The following is a 13733-nucleotide window of genomic DNA, read 5'->3' as shown; positions in this document are numbered from 1 at the left end:
CGGGCCGGCCGGCCGCGACCTGGATCCCGGCAGCGCCCCGGACGTCCCTGACGTCGCCGCGTTCGCCGCCGCCCTGCGCCCGCACCGGGGCAGCCACTGGCTGGAGCAGAGCGACGGCCGCCGCGCCCCGCTGCCGGTACGCCGGTGGCACGGCCCGCCCGAGCCGGCGACGGCGGCGGTCGTCGCCCGGTGCGCCGGTCCGACGCTGGACGTCGGGTGCGGGCCGGGCCGGTTCACCCTCGCCCTGACCCGGGCCGGCCGCGCCGCCCTCGGCGTGGACGTCTCCACCCAGGCGGTACGGCTGACCCGGGCGCGCGGCGCGGTCGCCATCCGACGTGACGTCTTCACCGCCCTTCCCGCCGAGGGCCGCTGGCGGCACGTCCTGCTGATGGACGGCAACATCGGCATCGGGGGCGACCCGGTCGCGCTGCTGCGGCGGTGCCGGCGCCTGGTCCATCCCACCGGGACGGTCGTCGTCGAGCTGGAACCGCCCGGGCCAGGCCTGTGGCGCGGGCACGCCCGGCTGGCGTCCCGGTCGACCGACGGCATGCTGCGCCGCGGCGGACCGTTCCGGTGGGCTCGACTGGACACGGTCGCGGTGCACGGCGTGGCCCGGACGTCCGGCCTCGCGGTCCGGGACACGTTCGAGGCGGGCGGGCGCTGGTTCGCCGAACTCGCCCAGCCGTCCGCCGAGCCCGCCGTGCCGTCCCGCGGGGCCGCAGGCGACGGCTGACCGAGGAACGCCGGCAGGTGCCGGCTCGTCTCGTCGGGCGCCTCCTCGGGCAGGAAGTGCCCGGCCGCGACCGGCCCGCCACCTGCTCGCGGGCCACCTCGCGCATGCCGTACGGGGCGTGCTCGGCGACCCTGAGTGGTCGACTGTGCACCTTGCGTCGCGTCGGCCGGCTGTGACCTGTGGAAACCCGGCCCCACCCACTACTGCTCCGGTTTCCGGTGCTCTACCGTCGGGCTTGTGACAGTTGAGCAGCATTGGTGGAACGGCGACTCCACCACCCGCGGCCGTCGGGACGTCTACATCCGCACCGACGGGCAGCGCTGGGAGGTGCAGGCCCAGATCGGCGGAGCCTCCGGCCGGTCGCAGGTGCAGGGTTGCCCGAGTCGCGCCGCCGCCGTCATCCTCGCCAACGCGTGGCGCGGTGGCCGGTCGACCTGGCGCGAGGTGCCCTGCTGAACACGGCGGCGGCCCGATGACGGTACGCCCCGTCCGGCGGCTGCTGCTTCGGGCCGGCGCGGTTCCGGCGCGGCCACCGGTCAGTCCGGCAGTCGGGGCATCTCCGGGCCGGTGTCCCGGCCGAGCAGCACCGCGCGGGTGAGCGCTGCGGATCCGAACCGGTCGCGCACCGCGTCGACCGCGGCGTCGAGGTCGGCGCCCGGGTCCCGCTCGAACGGCAACGGCAACTGCACGTGGCCACCGTCCAGGTTTGCCACCGAGACGCCGAGCAGGGTGATGCCGCGCCGGTCGATCTCCGGCCGGGCGGCGCGCAGCAGCGCCCGGGCGGCGGCGAGCAGCGGTTGGGTGTCCGCGGTCGCCTTCGGCAGGGTGTGTGACCGGGTCGCCCGGGTGTAGTCGGCGAAGCGCAGCCGCAGCGTCACGGTCCGGCCGGTGCGGGTGGCGCCGCGCATCCGCCGGGTCACCCGGTCGACCAGCCCGGCCAGGACGGCGTCCAGCTCGGCCGGCGAGTGTGCCGGGCCGCCGAGAGCGTGCTGGGCCCCCATCGACGCGCGGCGCCGGCCCACCTGCACCGGCCGGGGGTCGCGGTTGTGCGCCAGCGCGTGCAGGTGCCGGCCGGCACCCGCGCCGAGCAGCGAGACCAGGGTCGCCTCGCCGAGGCCGGCGACCTGGCCGACGGTGCGGATGCCGCGCTCGCGCAGCTTCGTCGCGGTGACCGGCCCGACGCCCCACAGCCGCTCCACCGGCAGCGGATGCAGGAAGGCGAGCTCGCCGTCGGGCGGGACGACCAGCAAGCCGTCCGGTTTGGCCACCCCGCTGGCCACCTTGGCCAGGAACTTCGTCCGGGCCACGCCTACCGTGATCGGCAGGCCCACGCGGTGGCGCACCTCGTGCCGCAGCCGCGCGGCGATGTCGGCCGGCGGGCCCGCCAGCCGGCGCAGGCCACCCACGTCCAGGAACGCCTCGTCGACCGAGAGTCCCTCGACCAGCGGGGTGGTCTGCCGGAAGATCTCGAACACCGCTCGGCTGGCCGCCGTGTACGCCGACATCCGGGGCGGCACCACGATCGCCTCCGGGCACAACCGGCGGGCCTGCCGGCCGCCCATCGCGCTGCGTACGCCCCGGGCCTTCGCCTCGTAGCTGGCGGCGAGGACCACCCCGCCGCCGACGATCACCGGCCGGCCGCGCAGGCGCGGGTCGTCCCGCTGCTCGACCGACGCGTAGAACGCGTCCAGGTCGGCGTGCAGGATGCTGGCCTCGCGCGACACGAACATATGTTCGCACGGTTGCCGCGATTGCGGCACTGACCTGCCCGGACGCGCGCGCGCACGGCCACCGTGGCAGCGGGTCGAACGCCGGCCGGGCACGGACGCCGGACCGGCGCCGGCGGGACGCCCCGGCCGTTGCCTGGTGCCGGCTCGGGGGTCAGGCGACCCGCGGCGCCGGCACGATCGGCAGCGCGGCGCGGTGCGCCGGGCCGGCGATCTGACCGGTCTGCTCGACCGGATCGGGGGCCGGTGCGGGCACCGCCGCCGTCGCGCGGGTGCCCTGCGTGGTGGTCGGGTCGTCCGGCGGTGCCCCGGGCGCCGCGGCGGCGCCGATCTGGGCGAGCAGCGACAGCAGCCGGGGTGCGTCGCCGACGGCCATCCGGAAGGACCCCCGGCACACCGTGCCGCACCACAGGGACAGCACCACGGCGCCCCGGTCGGGGTGGTAGCTGACCCGCATCGTCCGGTCGTCGCCCCGGATGTCGGCGAACAGGTCGCCGAACCCGGGCATCGGCAGCACCTCTCCCATGGCAACCAGAATGCAACAATCGGTGATTCCGCGAAAGGTCAGAGATCCTCGAACGGCGCCGCGTACCGGAACTCGCCGCGGATCGACGGTCGCCAGGCGCTCAGCGGGCGGGCCATGAAGTAGCGCGGCCCCCACGGTTCGGGCGGCGTGACGCCGAGGTCGACCGCCGGCCGGAAGCCGAACCGGGGGTAGTAGTCGGGGTGGCCGAGCAGCACCACGAGCGGCTCGTCGAGCGCGTCCGCCGCGCCGAGCGCGGCGTGCATCAACGCGCTGCCCACCCCGCGTCGCTGCCAGCCCGGCAGCACCCCGAGCGGTCCGAGCCCGAGCGCCACCGGCTCGCCGGCCACCCGGCCGCGGGTGCACACCACGTGCCCGACGACCTGCCCGTCCGGATCCGCCGCGACCAGGGACAGCGCCGGCAGCCAGCCGCCGTCGGCCCGCAGCGCGTCGACCAGGGTCGCCTCCACGGGTACGACACCGGGCTGGTCCGCCTTGGCGAACGCGGCGGTGTGCACCGCCCGGACGGCCGCCACGTCGTCGGCGGTCTCACGTCTGATCAACATCGCGCCACCATAGGACGCCCGGCCTGCCGGGCGCGACGGCGTTTCCCGGCCCGGGCCGGCCGGCGCGGCCGGCACCTGCCCGCCGCCGCGCGGACCGGGTCAGCCGACCGCGGTGGGGGAGGGCGGGGCGGAGCCGCCCTGCGGCGCCTCGGCAGCCATCAGCCGGAGGATCTCCGCCCGGTCGGCCGGTGACGGCAGGCCCCACTCCGGCCGGTACCCGGACACCTCGCGCAGCGGGGTGGACGAGGTGCGCCCGTCGAGCACCTCGACGGCGTCGGTGGAGATGTGGCGGCGGGCGGGTCAGTGGCCGGTCGGGCGACGGCGGACGGCCAGCAGGGCGATGTCGTCGGTGGGGCGCTCGGCGCCGAAGGCGGCCATGACGGTGGCACACACCTCCTCGGCCGGCCCCGGCCGGACCGCGCCGAGCAGTTGCCCGATCCCGACGTCGATCACCTCGTCGCGCCGCTCGATCAGCCCATCGGTGTAGCAGACCAGCACGGCGCCGGGCGGCAGCCGGGCCGCGGTCTGCTGCCGGTGCGGCGGCCGCGGGCCGGTGCCCAGCGGCGGGTCGACGTGCGCGGGCACCACGGTGACCGGCTCGCCGGGAGCGGCGAGCACGGGGAGCAGGTGCCCGGCCACCGAGATGTGGACGGTCTCCCGGTCCGGCGAGATCATCGCGTAGAGCGCGGTGGTCAGGCTGCCCGCCTCGAAGTGGGCGACCTTCCGGTCGAGGAGGGTCAGCGCGTCCGCCGGTTCGTCGCAGACCAGCGCGTACGCGCGCAGCGCGCTGCGCACCCGGCCCATCACCACCGCGGACTGCAGCCCGTGACCGGACACGTCGCCGATGACCAGACCGAGCCAGCCCGACGGCAGGGTGAACACGTCGTACCAGTCGCCGCCGATGCCCGCGACGTGGCCCGGCACGTACCGGGCCGCCATCTCCAACCCCGGCACCTCGGGCAGCCGGGTGGGCAGCAGGCTGCGTTGCAGGGCCAGGGCGGCGTTGTGATCGAGATTGTCGGAGCGGGCCAGACTGGCCAGGCCGGCCCGGTCGGCGACCAGTTCGAGCAGGCGTATGTCGTCGGGGGTGAAGGTGCGCGGGCGCAGCGTCCCGACGTGCAGCACGCCGATGAGCTGGCCGCGGGCGAACATCGGCACGCCGAGCAGGGCGCGCAGCCCCATCTCCACCAGGACCGGGTTGACCACGTCGCCCGCGCGGACGTCCTCGATCAGCACGGGCCGCTGGGTGAGCGCGATCCGGCCGGCGAATCCGCGGCCGAGCGTGACCCGGAAACCCTGCCGGACCTCCTCCTCCAACCCCTTCGCCGCGGTCGCCACCAACTGCCGCGCGTGCGCGTCGAGCAGCAGGATCGCGGCGGTGTCGACGTCCAGCAGATCCCGGACCCGCTCCAGCAGTTCGTCGAAGAGGTCGGCGACATCGAGGCGGGACAGGGTCGCGTCCGTCACCGCCTCGATGCGGCGCAGCCGCTCGTCGTCCTGGATGAGCCCTGTGTCGACCACGCAAGGATCCTAGTCGCGCTGCGCCGCGGGGAGATGTCTGACCTGCGGCGGTGGAGTCGGGCCACGCCCGCTAGGGCAGGGCGAGCACCGCGACGTGGCCCAGGTGGTCGGAGGCCCAGCGGCCGTCCGGCGTACGCCGTTCGGTGCCGAAGACCTCGCTGGTCACCGGCACCACCGTGCCGCGGACCAGCACCATGTCGATCCGGTGTTCGACGTCGTCGGCCGGTTCGGTCAGGTCGTCGCCGAGGCCGGCGGTGTACCCCGGGTCGCCGGGGTGCAGGATCGGCCAGGTGTCCACCATCCCGCCGGCGACCAGCGTGACGTAGGCCAGGCGGTTGGCCGGCTCCGGCAGCTCCGGCCCGGTGTTGAGGTCGCCGACGAGGATCACCCGGCCGGGGACGTCCAGCGGCCCGGCCAGCAGCTCCTCGGCCTGCCGCACCCGTACGCCCGGGTGGAACGCCTCCAGGTGGGTGTTGACCACCCGGAACGCGCGCCGGCCGTGTACCACGTCCACCGCGGTCCAGCCGCGCGTGCTGGTCACCGAGCTGCCGGTGGCCGGCAGCGGGGTGACCATGTTGGTGACGAAGTTCCCGGACGAGGTGCCGGTGACCTTGACCCGACCGCCGTGCCGGACCAGGAGGACGTCGCGCATGGTGAGCCGGGCGTCGACCAGGTGCGGCGGCCCGGCCGGAGCCTCGAGGTCCGCCTCGTCCTGCACCACGGCCACGTCGTAGCGGTGGCCGGCGACCGCCAGCTCCGTCATCAGCAGGGCCAGGTAGTCGTAGCGGACCGTGGTGGCCGGAGCCGGGTCGCCGAGCGGCCCGGTGCGCCACAGCGCCACCTCCTGCAGGCCCACCACGTCCGGCTTGTGCTCCCGGATCTCCGCCGCGACCAGCTTCGCCCGGGCGGGGAAGTCGACCAGGTCCACGTGACTGAGCAGGGCAGCGTTCGCCGCGAGGAACGCGGGCAGGTCCGGCGCCGTCATCGACGGGGTGAGGTCGCCGCCGAGGTAGAGGTTGCGGGTCATCACCGTGATCTTGGCGCCGGGCTGGGCCTGCGCGGGCGGGGCGACCAGCCCCAGGCCGGCCGCCACCAGGGCGGCGGCGGTGAACAGTCGGGTCAGTCGGTACGGGAGCGCCCTGCCGTCCATCTCCCCGGTCCTCTCCTCGAAGGAGATCCGCGTCGCGGAAGCCTGCCGTACGGTAGCGCCGCGACGGCCCTTCCGGATACGCCCGATCGGCCGGTTTCCGGACCGGTGGGCGACGGAAACCGCGGGTCAGCGGCGGTGCGACGGACCGCGGGGTCAGCCGCGGCGGGCGGCGACCGCCCGCAGCGGGGGGCGGCGGATCACCGCGATCCGGTCGCCGCGGGCGCGCAGCGAGGTACGGCCACCGCGCCGGCGGCGGACGGTCAGGTCGACGGTGCGCCCCCCGACCTGTACGCCCTCCAGGGTGAGCTGGGGCAGCCACTCGGGCAGGTGCGGGTCGACGAAGATGGTCCGTAGCGGCGCGGCCGGCCGCAGCGCGAGCAGCGCCTGGATCAGCGCCACCACCGAACTGGCCGACCAGGCCTGCGGCGAGCAGGAGTCGGGATAGACCCCGGGGTACGGGTGGGCGTCGTCGCGGGGCAACCCGGAGAGCACCTCGGGCAGGCGGTGCTCGTCGAACAGCGCCGCCGCGGCGAACATCCCCTCGGCCAGCCGGTGCAGGTGCTGCCAGCAGCCGTACCGGGCCAGGCCGAGGCCGATGGTGCCCGCCTCGACCGGCCAGACGCTGCCCCGGTGGTAGCTGAACGGGTTGTACGCCGGGTGGCCGGAGGAGAGCGTGCGGACTCCCCAGCCGCTGAACATGTCGGGGGCGAGCAGCCGGTCGGCGACGGTCCGGGCGATCCGGGCCGGCACGATCCCGGTGGCCAGCAGGTGACCGTCGTTGGAGTTGACCGACCGCACCGGTCGGCCGTCCGGGCCGAGCGCCATCGCGTAACAGCCCCGGTCGGGCAGCCAGTACGCGCGGTGGAAGCGCCGACGCAACGCGGCCGCCCGCCGGACCAGGCTGGCGCCGAGTCCGGGATGACCGGTCGCGGTGAACGCCACGGCGGCGTGCCGCAGCGCGGCGTACCAGTACGCCTGCAACTCGCTGGTGGCGATCGGGTTCGGCACCACCTGCCCGTGCTCGTCGACGACGGCGGTGTCCGAGTCCTTCCACCCCTGGTTCTTCAGGCCGGCCCGGGACCGGCGGTGGTACTCCAGGAAGCCGTCCCGGTCGAGGTCGCCGAACCGGTCGATCCAGGCCAGCACGCGCCGGGCCGTCGGCAGCAGGTCGCGGACGGTGTCGAGGTCGCCGGTCCAGGCGTAGTACTGGCCGAGGAAGGCCAGGAAGTCCGGCGCGGTCGACCAGTCGCCGTGGTAGTGGGTGAACGGGTCGAGGCCGAGCACGGAGACCGGGCCGCGCCGGGACTCGTGCAGCGGCTTGCCGGGCTCCTCGTCCCGCCAGTCGTCGATCCGCTGCCCCAGGTGGCGGGCGTTGAGCCGGAGGCTGTCCGCGAGCATGCTCGGCCCGGCGAGCAGCGCCTGCCAGGACGCGGTCATCGTGTCCCGCCCGAAGATCTCCTGGTAGATCGGCAGGCCGGCGATCGGGGCCGTCGGACCGTCCGGTTCACCGAGCGGCAGCACGGCGAGGTCACCGACCGCGCACCGCCAGGCCGCTGTGACGTCGAAGTTCGGGCTGGTCAGCCGGGTGAGTTCGGCGGTGAGCCGGGTGCGGGCGCGGGCCGCGGCGTCGCCCGGTTCGGCGAACGTCGGCGGTGGCGCGGCCAGGCGCCGACCCTCGAAGACGGGCTCGACGAGCAGGTCCACCCGGCGGCGCTCGCGGGGCGGCACCGCGAGGTCGACCTCGAACGCTCCGTCGGCGTAGCGGACCGGGGCGTCGGCGGTGGCCCGGATCGCCACCGCCCGGTCCAGCCCGGCGCAGCGGTAGCGGAGGCACAGTTCCTGGCCAGCGGCGTCCCAGTGGGTGTCGACCTCGCCGACCTGCACCCGCCGGCCGGTCTCGGCCTCGGAGGTGTCCGCGAAGTCGGCCGCGAGGTGGATCCGCAGGCGCAGGTCCAGCGGCTGGCCGGCGTAGCTGGCCACGGTCAGCCGGGTGCGCAGCCCCTCGCCGACGAACCGCTCGACCAGCAGGTAGGCGGTCCGTGCGGGCAGGGTTTCGCGGTCGCCGAGTTCGGCGTACGAGAGCTGGGCGTGGCCGCCGACGTTGGCGGTGCTGAACGGCACCGGCTCGCGGCCGTCGACGGTGATCCGTTCCAGACTGAGCACCCGGGTGTTGCGGGCGAAGAACCCCTGTGCTCCGGTGCCCCGGATCCGCCCGCGCACGTCGGTGACCAGCGTGCTCCAGCCACTCGCCAGGTAGAGCAGATCCGGGCGTACGCGCAGGTTCCGGACGGCGCTCACGGCGGTTCCTACCCGGTGCCGCCCCCACTACACCTGCCGTGGCCGGCGCGGACGGTCAGCGCTGGGGCTGGCTGATGTTCACCAGCCAGCCGATGCCGAACCGGTCGACGCACATGCCGAACTCGTCGCCCCACATCTGCTTCTCCAGCGGGACGCTCACCGTGCCGCCGACGGTGAGCTTGTCCCAGTACCCGCGCAGCTCGTTGCCGTCGACGCCGCTGACGCTCACCGAGACGTTGTTGCCGGGCACGTGCTGCATGCCCGGGGCGGTGTCCGAGGCCATCAGCGTGTAGCCGGACGGTGTCTCCAGCATGCCGTGCATGACCTTGTCGGCCAGCGTCGGGTCGTCGGTGCCGAACTCCCCGAACGTGCTCAATGTCAGGTCGCCGCCGAACACCTGCCGGTAGAACTCCATCGCCTCCCGGGCGTTCCCGTCGAAGCTGAGGTACGGGTTGAGTCGCGACGTCATGGCACCCTCCTTGGTCCTGACCAGGGGTCATCGTCGCAGAGGACGGGTGCCGTGGCGCGTGAATCGCCGGACGGGCGCCGCCGGCCGTGGCGGAGGTGCCGGCTCACCACCTCCGCCACGGCGCGGGCCGTCAGCGGTGCCGGAAGGACTGCCGGACCACCCCGCCGACGAGCACGCACCAGGTGCTGGTGGTGAGCTTGCCGTCCTCGGGCAGGTTGTGCAGGGCCTGGAGGTCCTGGACCGCCTTCTTCGTGGCGTAGTCGTACTCGCCGGTGACGGTGACCTCGGTCCACCCCTTGAAGTTGAGCATGAACTGCACGGCGCTGACCGGGATGCCGCTGGCGTCCTTGTCCAGTTCCGGCACCAGGGTCTCCCAGGTCGGGGTGGTGAGGGTGGCGTCCACGTCGACCGGGATGCCGTTGCGGGCCTGCCAGTCCTGCACGGCCGCCACGGTCGCCGCGTCGAAGACGCTGTTCACCGGCACGGTGTAGCCGCGGTGGGCGAGCAGGTACTGCACCACCCGGACCGACGGCGAGCCGACGAACCGCCACAGGTCGGGCCAGCGGCGCGCCGGCACGTCCGCGAGGTCGGTGCCGAGCTCGCGGAAGACCCGCCGGCGCAGCATCGGGAACTGCCGGTAGAACGCGGCGCCCGGGCACTGGGTGGTGCGGAAGTCCCAGTGGCCGAAGATGTCGTGGGCGGAGAGGCCGTACTGCCGGCAGATCGTGGTGCAGAGCCTGACCAGCGAGTCGAGCAGGGCCTCCGGCGGCGTCTCGGTGACGTAGGTGCCCTCGTTCTCGATGCCGATGGCGCGCCCGTTCTCGCCCGGGCAGTGTGCCGAGATCATCTGCCGGTCGCCGGCCTGGAGGCGCTCCAGGCTGCCGCGCCGGCCCTCCAGCACGTAGCCGCCCCGGCTGATGGTGAAGTGCTGGCCGGTGTCGGACCAGCCGTTGCCGTCCATGTGCAGGTCCTGGCAGTCGCGGGCGAGCTTGATCGCCTGCGCCTCCGAGTAGTCGGTGACGTTCGGGAACGCCATGTGGTGCACGATGATCTTGTTGGTGGGGATGGCGCTGACCGACAGCGGGTCGGCGGGCGGGCGGGCGCCCCACTCGTCGCAGCTGTAGATCCAGTCCAGGTCCGCGCCCGGGTCCGCCTGCGCGGCCGCCGGGAAGGCGAGTTCGCTCCCGACGACCGCCACCGTGGCGGCGCCGAGGCCGGCCCGCAGCAGGGTGCGACGGTCCAGTTCGGAATGGTCGACGTGCATGGCATCTCCTCTGCGGCGACGACGGGGGATGAGCGGAGCTGTGAAAAGTAGCTCCAGAGGTCGCGCGTGCAGTGGAGGATATTGCCATCCCTCCGGCCGGCGCTAGGGGTCGGCGCCGGCTGGAAGCTCCGGTCGTCCCCGTCCGAGCTGGACCGTCCACCCGGATCCCGGTCCCCGGTCGGACCGGCGCGGGGTGTTCCTCAGGGAGTGCGGGTGATCTGGTCGATCCGGCGCAGCCGGCCGTCCGGTGCGAGTTCCCCGAACATGTAGATCTCGGTGACGATCGACCTGTCGCGCAGTGTCGAGTCCATCGTGTAGCGCACCGCCACCCGGTCGCCGCTGGTGAGGGTGTCGTGGATGTCGAGGTCGCACCGGGTCGCCTTGCGGCGTACCGGTCGGGCGTGCGCGATCAGCCGCTCCCGATCCAGCCGGATCCCGTCGTTGTGCCAGACCACGTCCGGCGTGTGGTAGCGGTCCAGCACGACGGCGGGATCCGCGTCGCCGAACGCCATCTCGGCCACGTACGCGCGCAGGTAGCCGGCGATGTCGTCGCGCGGAACCGGGTAGGTCATCGCTGTCCTCCGATGCTTACTCTTGACGTGAGTGTCAAGGATAAGCATCGGCGGTAGCCTTGACAACCATGTCCGAGCTGACGTCACCGGAACGGCGCCGACGGGTACGCGCCGAGGCCCGGCGCAACGCGGCCGCGATCCTCGACGCGGCCGTCCGGTTGCTCGGCGACCGGCCCAACGCCACCGTCGACGACGTGGCGGCGGCCGCCGGGCTCTCCCGGCAGACCGTCTACGCGCACTTCCCGTCCCGGGACGCGCTGCTCACGGCGGTGGTCGGGCGGATCACCGAGGAGGCGATGGCCGCCATCGACGCCGCCGCCATCGACGAGGGGCCGGCCCCGGACGCGCTGCTGCGCCTGCTCGACGCCGGCTGGCGGACGGCCCTGCGCTACCCGGTGCTGGACAGCGTGCCGGCCGGCGACGCCGACGACGAACTGCACCAACCGGTCGTCGACCGGCTGTTGCGGCTGGTCGCCCGCGGTCAGGCCGCCGGCGAGTTCGACCCGGCGCTGCCGCCCACCTGGCTGGTCGCCACCACCATCGCCCTGGGGCACGCCGCCGGGGCCGAGGTCGCCGCCGGGCGGATGGCCGCCGACCAGGCCGCCGCCGCGCTGCGCACCAGCATCCTGCGGGTGTACGGGGCCGCGCCGCCCTGACCGCTCACTCCTCGATCGCACCACCGACCCGGCGCAGGTGCTGGCGGAAGGTGTAGTCGGGCTCCGCCGCGCGCCGGGCCAGGTAGTCGTCGAACGCGGTCTGCTGGCGCAACGTCTCACCGGCGCGGATCCGGGCCGCCTGGATCCGCTCGGTACGCCGGATCCGCTCCGCCGTCGCCAGCACCTCCTCGGCGCGGCCGCGGGCAGAAAGAGCACGCCGTCGTCGTCGGCGCAGACCAGGTCGTCGGCGGTGACCAGGTGCTCGCCGACCCGGGCGCTGAGCATTGTCTGCGCCTCCCGATCGTCCAGCCGGGTCGGTCCGAGCGGGCAACTGCCGTAACTGAACACCGGCAGGCTGATCTCCACCAGCTCGGCGGTGTCGCGGTGCAGCCCCCACACCACCAGGCCGGCGACCCCGGCCGCGGCGGCCTCCAGCACCGCCAGGTCACCCACGCACGCCTCGTCCGTCCGCCCGCCGTTGTCGATCACCAGCACGTCCCCGGGCGCCGCCGAACCGTACGCCTCCAGGAACACGTCCACGCTGCCGTGGTGCCGTACCGGCAGCACCCGGCCGGCCACCCGCTGGCCGGACACGACCGGCCGGACGCCGGCGGGCGCCACCCGCAACGGCACGTCCAGTCGTACGCAGGCGTCGGCCAGTAGCGGCGTGGGCAGGTCGGCGAGATGCTCCACCATGACGTCCTCCGGGCGGCTGTGGATCGTGGGTCGCCATCGTAGGGACGCCGACCGGCACGGCAGCCAGGTCCAATCCGGATCGCCTGGCCCGCGTACGCCCGGAAAACCGATCCTCTCCAGCGACCGAGATCAACTATCCTTGCCGGGCTCGACACGGGAGGTGGGCCGGTGAAGCTCGGTGAGGCGCTGGCGGATCGGGCCGACGCGGTCCGGCGGGTGGAACAGCTGCGCGCACGGATTGTGGGCAGCGCCCGGTACCAGGAGGGCGAGGCGCCGCCGGAGGACGCCAACGCCCTGCTCGGCGAGCTGGCCGAGACGCTCGACCAGCTGGAGTCGCTGATCCGCCGGATCAACCGGACCAACGCCTCGGTGCCGGCCGGCGACCACGGCAGGCTCACCGACGTGCTGGCGCGTCGGGACGTACTGCGGCTGCGGCACTCCGTGCTCACCGCGGCGGCCGACGCGGCCGCCGGTGGGCGGCACGCGGTCCGGCAACTGCGCTCGGAGCTGAAGATGCTCACCGCGCTCCCGGTGGCCGAGCTGCGCGGCCAGGCCGACGCGTTGGCCCGCGAACTGCGCGAGCTGGACGTGCTGATCCAGCGCACCAACTGGGAGGCGGACCTGCTGGACTAGTCAGGTGTGGAGCAGGTAGCCGTCGTGGAGGCGTGCACAGCACAGATCCGGCTGTAAACCGGACTCCTTTCTCTGGCGCGCGACGGGCAGCGCGGAGGTTCGACTCCTCGACTCACAGGGCCGCCCAGCACAGAGGACAGGTGACAGCGCACCGCGCACAACACACCACCACGTGCAGATCCACGGCGGCGAGGGCGGGCTCGGGGAACTCCACACCCAGCCGGCGAATGACGCTGACCGGCCCGGGCGCCCATCGTCGATCACCGCCCGCGAGCGGGGCAGGATCACCGGCATGCGACGCCGTCAGGCAAGGGTTGGATCGCCTGCCCTGGCGGCCCGCTCGATCTCCGCGCGCCGGGCTGCCCAGAAGGCCGCGTCGCGCTGCCCGTCGGCGTACCGGGCTGCGAACCCCGTCGACCCGTCGAGTTGCTCGCGCAGGATGTCGGCATGCCCGGCGTGGCGGTTCGTCTCGGTGAGCACGTGGACCAGGATGTTGAACAGCATGACCTGTGGACGCGGCCACCAGGGCACGTAGCCGGGCGCGTCGATGGCCAGGGCGAGGATCGTCGCGTCCGAGTGCTCCCACACGCGGCGGTAGCGGTCGATGATCTCGTCGCGCGTTTCGTGCTCGGCCGCCCACATCTCGGTCTCGCCCGCCTCGGCGTCGTCCCAGCGTGCCAGTGGTTCGGGGAACGGCCGCCCGAAGACCTCGCCGAAGTACCTGGCCTCGCAGACCGACAGGTGCTTGACCAGACCGAGCAGGTTGGTGCCGGTCGCGGTCAGGGGACGGCGGATGTCGTACTCGCCGAGCCCGTCGAGCTTCCAGACGACCACCTCACGAATCTGCCGTAGATCGTCGTGCAGGTACGTCTTCGCGAAGTCATCGATCATGAGGCACGACCCTGCCACGTGCTCCCGCCCCACT

At 74.1% G+C, this 13733-nt stretch carries 16 protein-coding genes and 1 pseudogene; 4 read left to right on the top strand and 13 right to left on the bottom strand.

The genetic code is table 11. From position 1 onward, the window contains the following. Positions 1-19 precede the first annotated feature (19 nt). The gene (locus FHX32_RS16515) at positions 20-733 is read left to right on the top strand and encodes a class I SAM-dependent methyltransferase (RefSeq protein ID WP_208418996.1); all 714 of its coding nucleotides are present in this window, start codon (positions 20-22) and stop codon (positions 731-733) included. Positions 734-970: 237 nt separating this feature from the next. After that, positions 971-1189 (top strand): hypothetical protein, encoded by a 219-nt coding sequence (locus tag FHX32_RS16510; RefSeq protein WP_167183551.1) that lies wholly within the window; start codon positions 971-973, stop codon positions 1187-1189. An 80-nt stretch (positions 1190-1269) separates the two neighbouring features. Here FHX32_RS16510 and dinB read toward each other — a convergent pair whose 3' ends face one another. The 10 genes from dinB to FHX32_RS16460 form a co-directional block, all read right to left on the bottom strand. Next, positions 1270-2457 carry a DNA polymerase IV gene (dinB, locus tag FHX32_RS16505; protein WP_486481135.1) on the bottom strand — a complete coding sequence of 396 codons (1188 nt, stop codon included), beginning with the start codon at positions 2455-2457 and terminating at the stop codon, positions 1270-1272. Positions 2458-2614: 157 nt separating this feature from the next. Next, positions 2615-2986: a hypothetical protein gene (locus tag FHX32_RS16500; protein WP_167183544.1), complete on the bottom strand. Its 372-nt coding sequence runs from the start codon at positions 2984-2986 to the stop codon at positions 2615-2617. A 38-nt stretch (positions 2987-3024) separates the two neighbouring features. Next, entirely contained in the window at positions 3025-3549 is a 525-nt protein-coding gene (locus FHX32_RS16495; RefSeq protein WP_167183540.1) for a GNAT family N-acetyltransferase, read from the bottom strand. Positions 3550-3648: 99 nt separating this feature from the next. Beyond that, on the bottom strand, positions 3649-3813 hold the full coding sequence (locus FHX32_RS16490; RefSeq protein WP_486481134.1) for a hypothetical protein: 165 nt from the start codon (positions 3811-3813) through the stop codon (positions 3649-3651). 36 nt (positions 3814-3849) lie between these two features. Continuing rightward, on the bottom strand, positions 3850-5070 hold the full coding sequence (locus FHX32_RS16485) for a GAF domain-containing SpoIIE family protein phosphatase (protein WP_167183537.1): 1221 nt from the start codon (positions 5068-5070) through the stop codon (positions 3850-3852). A 70-nt stretch (positions 5071-5140) separates the two neighbouring features. Then, entirely contained in the window at positions 5141-6220 is a 1080-nt protein-coding gene (locus FHX32_RS16480; RefSeq protein WP_167183534.1) for an endonuclease/exonuclease/phosphatase family protein, read from the bottom strand. 153 nt (positions 6221-6373) lie between these two features. Further along, entirely contained in the window at positions 6374-8518 is a 2145-nt protein-coding gene (locus FHX32_RS16475; RefSeq protein WP_167183531.1) for a glycogen debranching N-terminal domain-containing protein, read from the bottom strand. Positions 8519-8573: 55 nt separating this feature from the next. Continuing rightward, positions 8574-8987, bottom strand: a complete 414-nt coding sequence (locus FHX32_RS16470; protein WP_167183528.1) for a VOC family protein — start codon at positions 8985-8987, stop codon at positions 8574-8576. A gap of 130 nt (positions 8988-9117) precedes the next feature. Next, positions 9118-10251: a peptidoglycan recognition protein family protein gene (locus tag FHX32_RS16465; RefSeq protein ID WP_167183525.1), complete on the bottom strand. Its 1134-nt coding sequence runs from the start codon at positions 10249-10251 to the stop codon at positions 9118-9120. A gap of 200 nt (positions 10252-10451) precedes the next feature. Beyond that, positions 10452-10823: a nuclear transport factor 2 family protein gene (locus tag FHX32_RS16460; protein ID WP_167183522.1), complete on the bottom strand. Its 372-nt coding sequence runs from the start codon at positions 10821-10823 to the stop codon at positions 10452-10454. 68 nt (positions 10824-10891) lie between these two features. Here FHX32_RS16460 and FHX32_RS16455 point away from each other — a divergent pair, with 68 nt between their 5' ends. After that, entirely contained in the window at positions 10892-11479 is a 588-nt protein-coding gene (locus FHX32_RS16455) for a TetR/AcrR family transcriptional regulator (protein WP_167183519.1), read from the top strand. Between the two features lie 4 nt (positions 11480-11483). Here FHX32_RS16455 and FHX32_RS35140 read toward each other — a convergent pair whose 3' ends face one another. Continuing rightward, entirely contained in the window at positions 11484-11663 is a 180-nt protein-coding gene (locus FHX32_RS35140; protein WP_486481133.1) for a hypothetical protein, read from the bottom strand. 86 nt (positions 11664-11749) lie between these two features. Next, positions 11750-12175 (bottom strand): annotated as a pseudogene (locus FHX32_RS35135) (RraA family protein); the annotation flags it as partial. A 168-nt stretch (positions 12176-12343) separates the two neighbouring features. Between FHX32_RS35135 and FHX32_RS16445 the strand changes: the two are divergent. Beyond that, positions 12344-12808, top strand: a complete 465-nt coding sequence (locus tag FHX32_RS16445) for a DIP1984 family protein (protein ID WP_167183516.1) — start codon at positions 12344-12346, stop codon at positions 12806-12808. Between the two features lie 303 nt (positions 12809-13111). Here the strand turns inward: FHX32_RS16445 and FHX32_RS16440 are convergent, their stop codons facing one another. Next, on the bottom strand, positions 13112-13699 hold the full coding sequence (locus tag FHX32_RS16440; protein ID WP_167183513.1) for a DinB family protein: 588 nt from the start codon (positions 13697-13699) through the stop codon (positions 13112-13114). Between the last annotated feature and the right edge of the window lie 34 nt (positions 13700-13733).

The organism is Micromonospora sp. CNZ280, from assembly GCF_011759515.1.
This window is presented reverse-complemented; position numbering and strand designations above follow the sequence as displayed.

Coding starts and splice junctions, on each gene's coding strand:
- FHX32_RS16500 (WP_167183544.1), bottom strand. CDS start 2,986: ATGGGAGAGGTGCTGCCGATGCCCGGGTTCGGCGACCTGTTCGCCGAC.
- FHX32_RS16470 (WP_167183528.1), bottom strand. CDS start 8,987: ATGACGTCGCGACTCAACCCGTACCTCAGCTTCGACGGGAACGCCCGG.
- FHX32_RS16455 (WP_167183519.1), top strand. CDS start 10,892: ATGTCCGAGCTGACGTCACCGGAACGGCGCCGACGGGTACGCGCCGAG.
- FHX32_RS16495 (WP_167183540.1), bottom strand. CDS start 3,549: ATGTTGATCAGACGTGAGACCGCCGACGACGTGGCGGCCGTCCGGGCG.
- FHX32_RS16465 (WP_167183525.1), bottom strand. CDS start 10,251: ATGCACGTCGACCATTCCGAACTGGACCGTCGCACCCTGCTGCGGGCC.
- FHX32_RS16460 (WP_167183522.1), bottom strand. CDS start 10,823: ATGACCTACCCGGTTCCGCGCGACGACATCGCCGGCTACCTGCGCGCG.
- FHX32_RS16440 (WP_167183513.1), bottom strand. CDS start 13,699: ATGATCGATGACTTCGCGAAGACGTACCTGCACGACGATCTACGGCAG.
- FHX32_RS16480 (WP_167183534.1), bottom strand. CDS start 6,220: ATGGACGGCAGGGCGCTCCCGTACCGACTGACCCGACTGTTCACCGCC.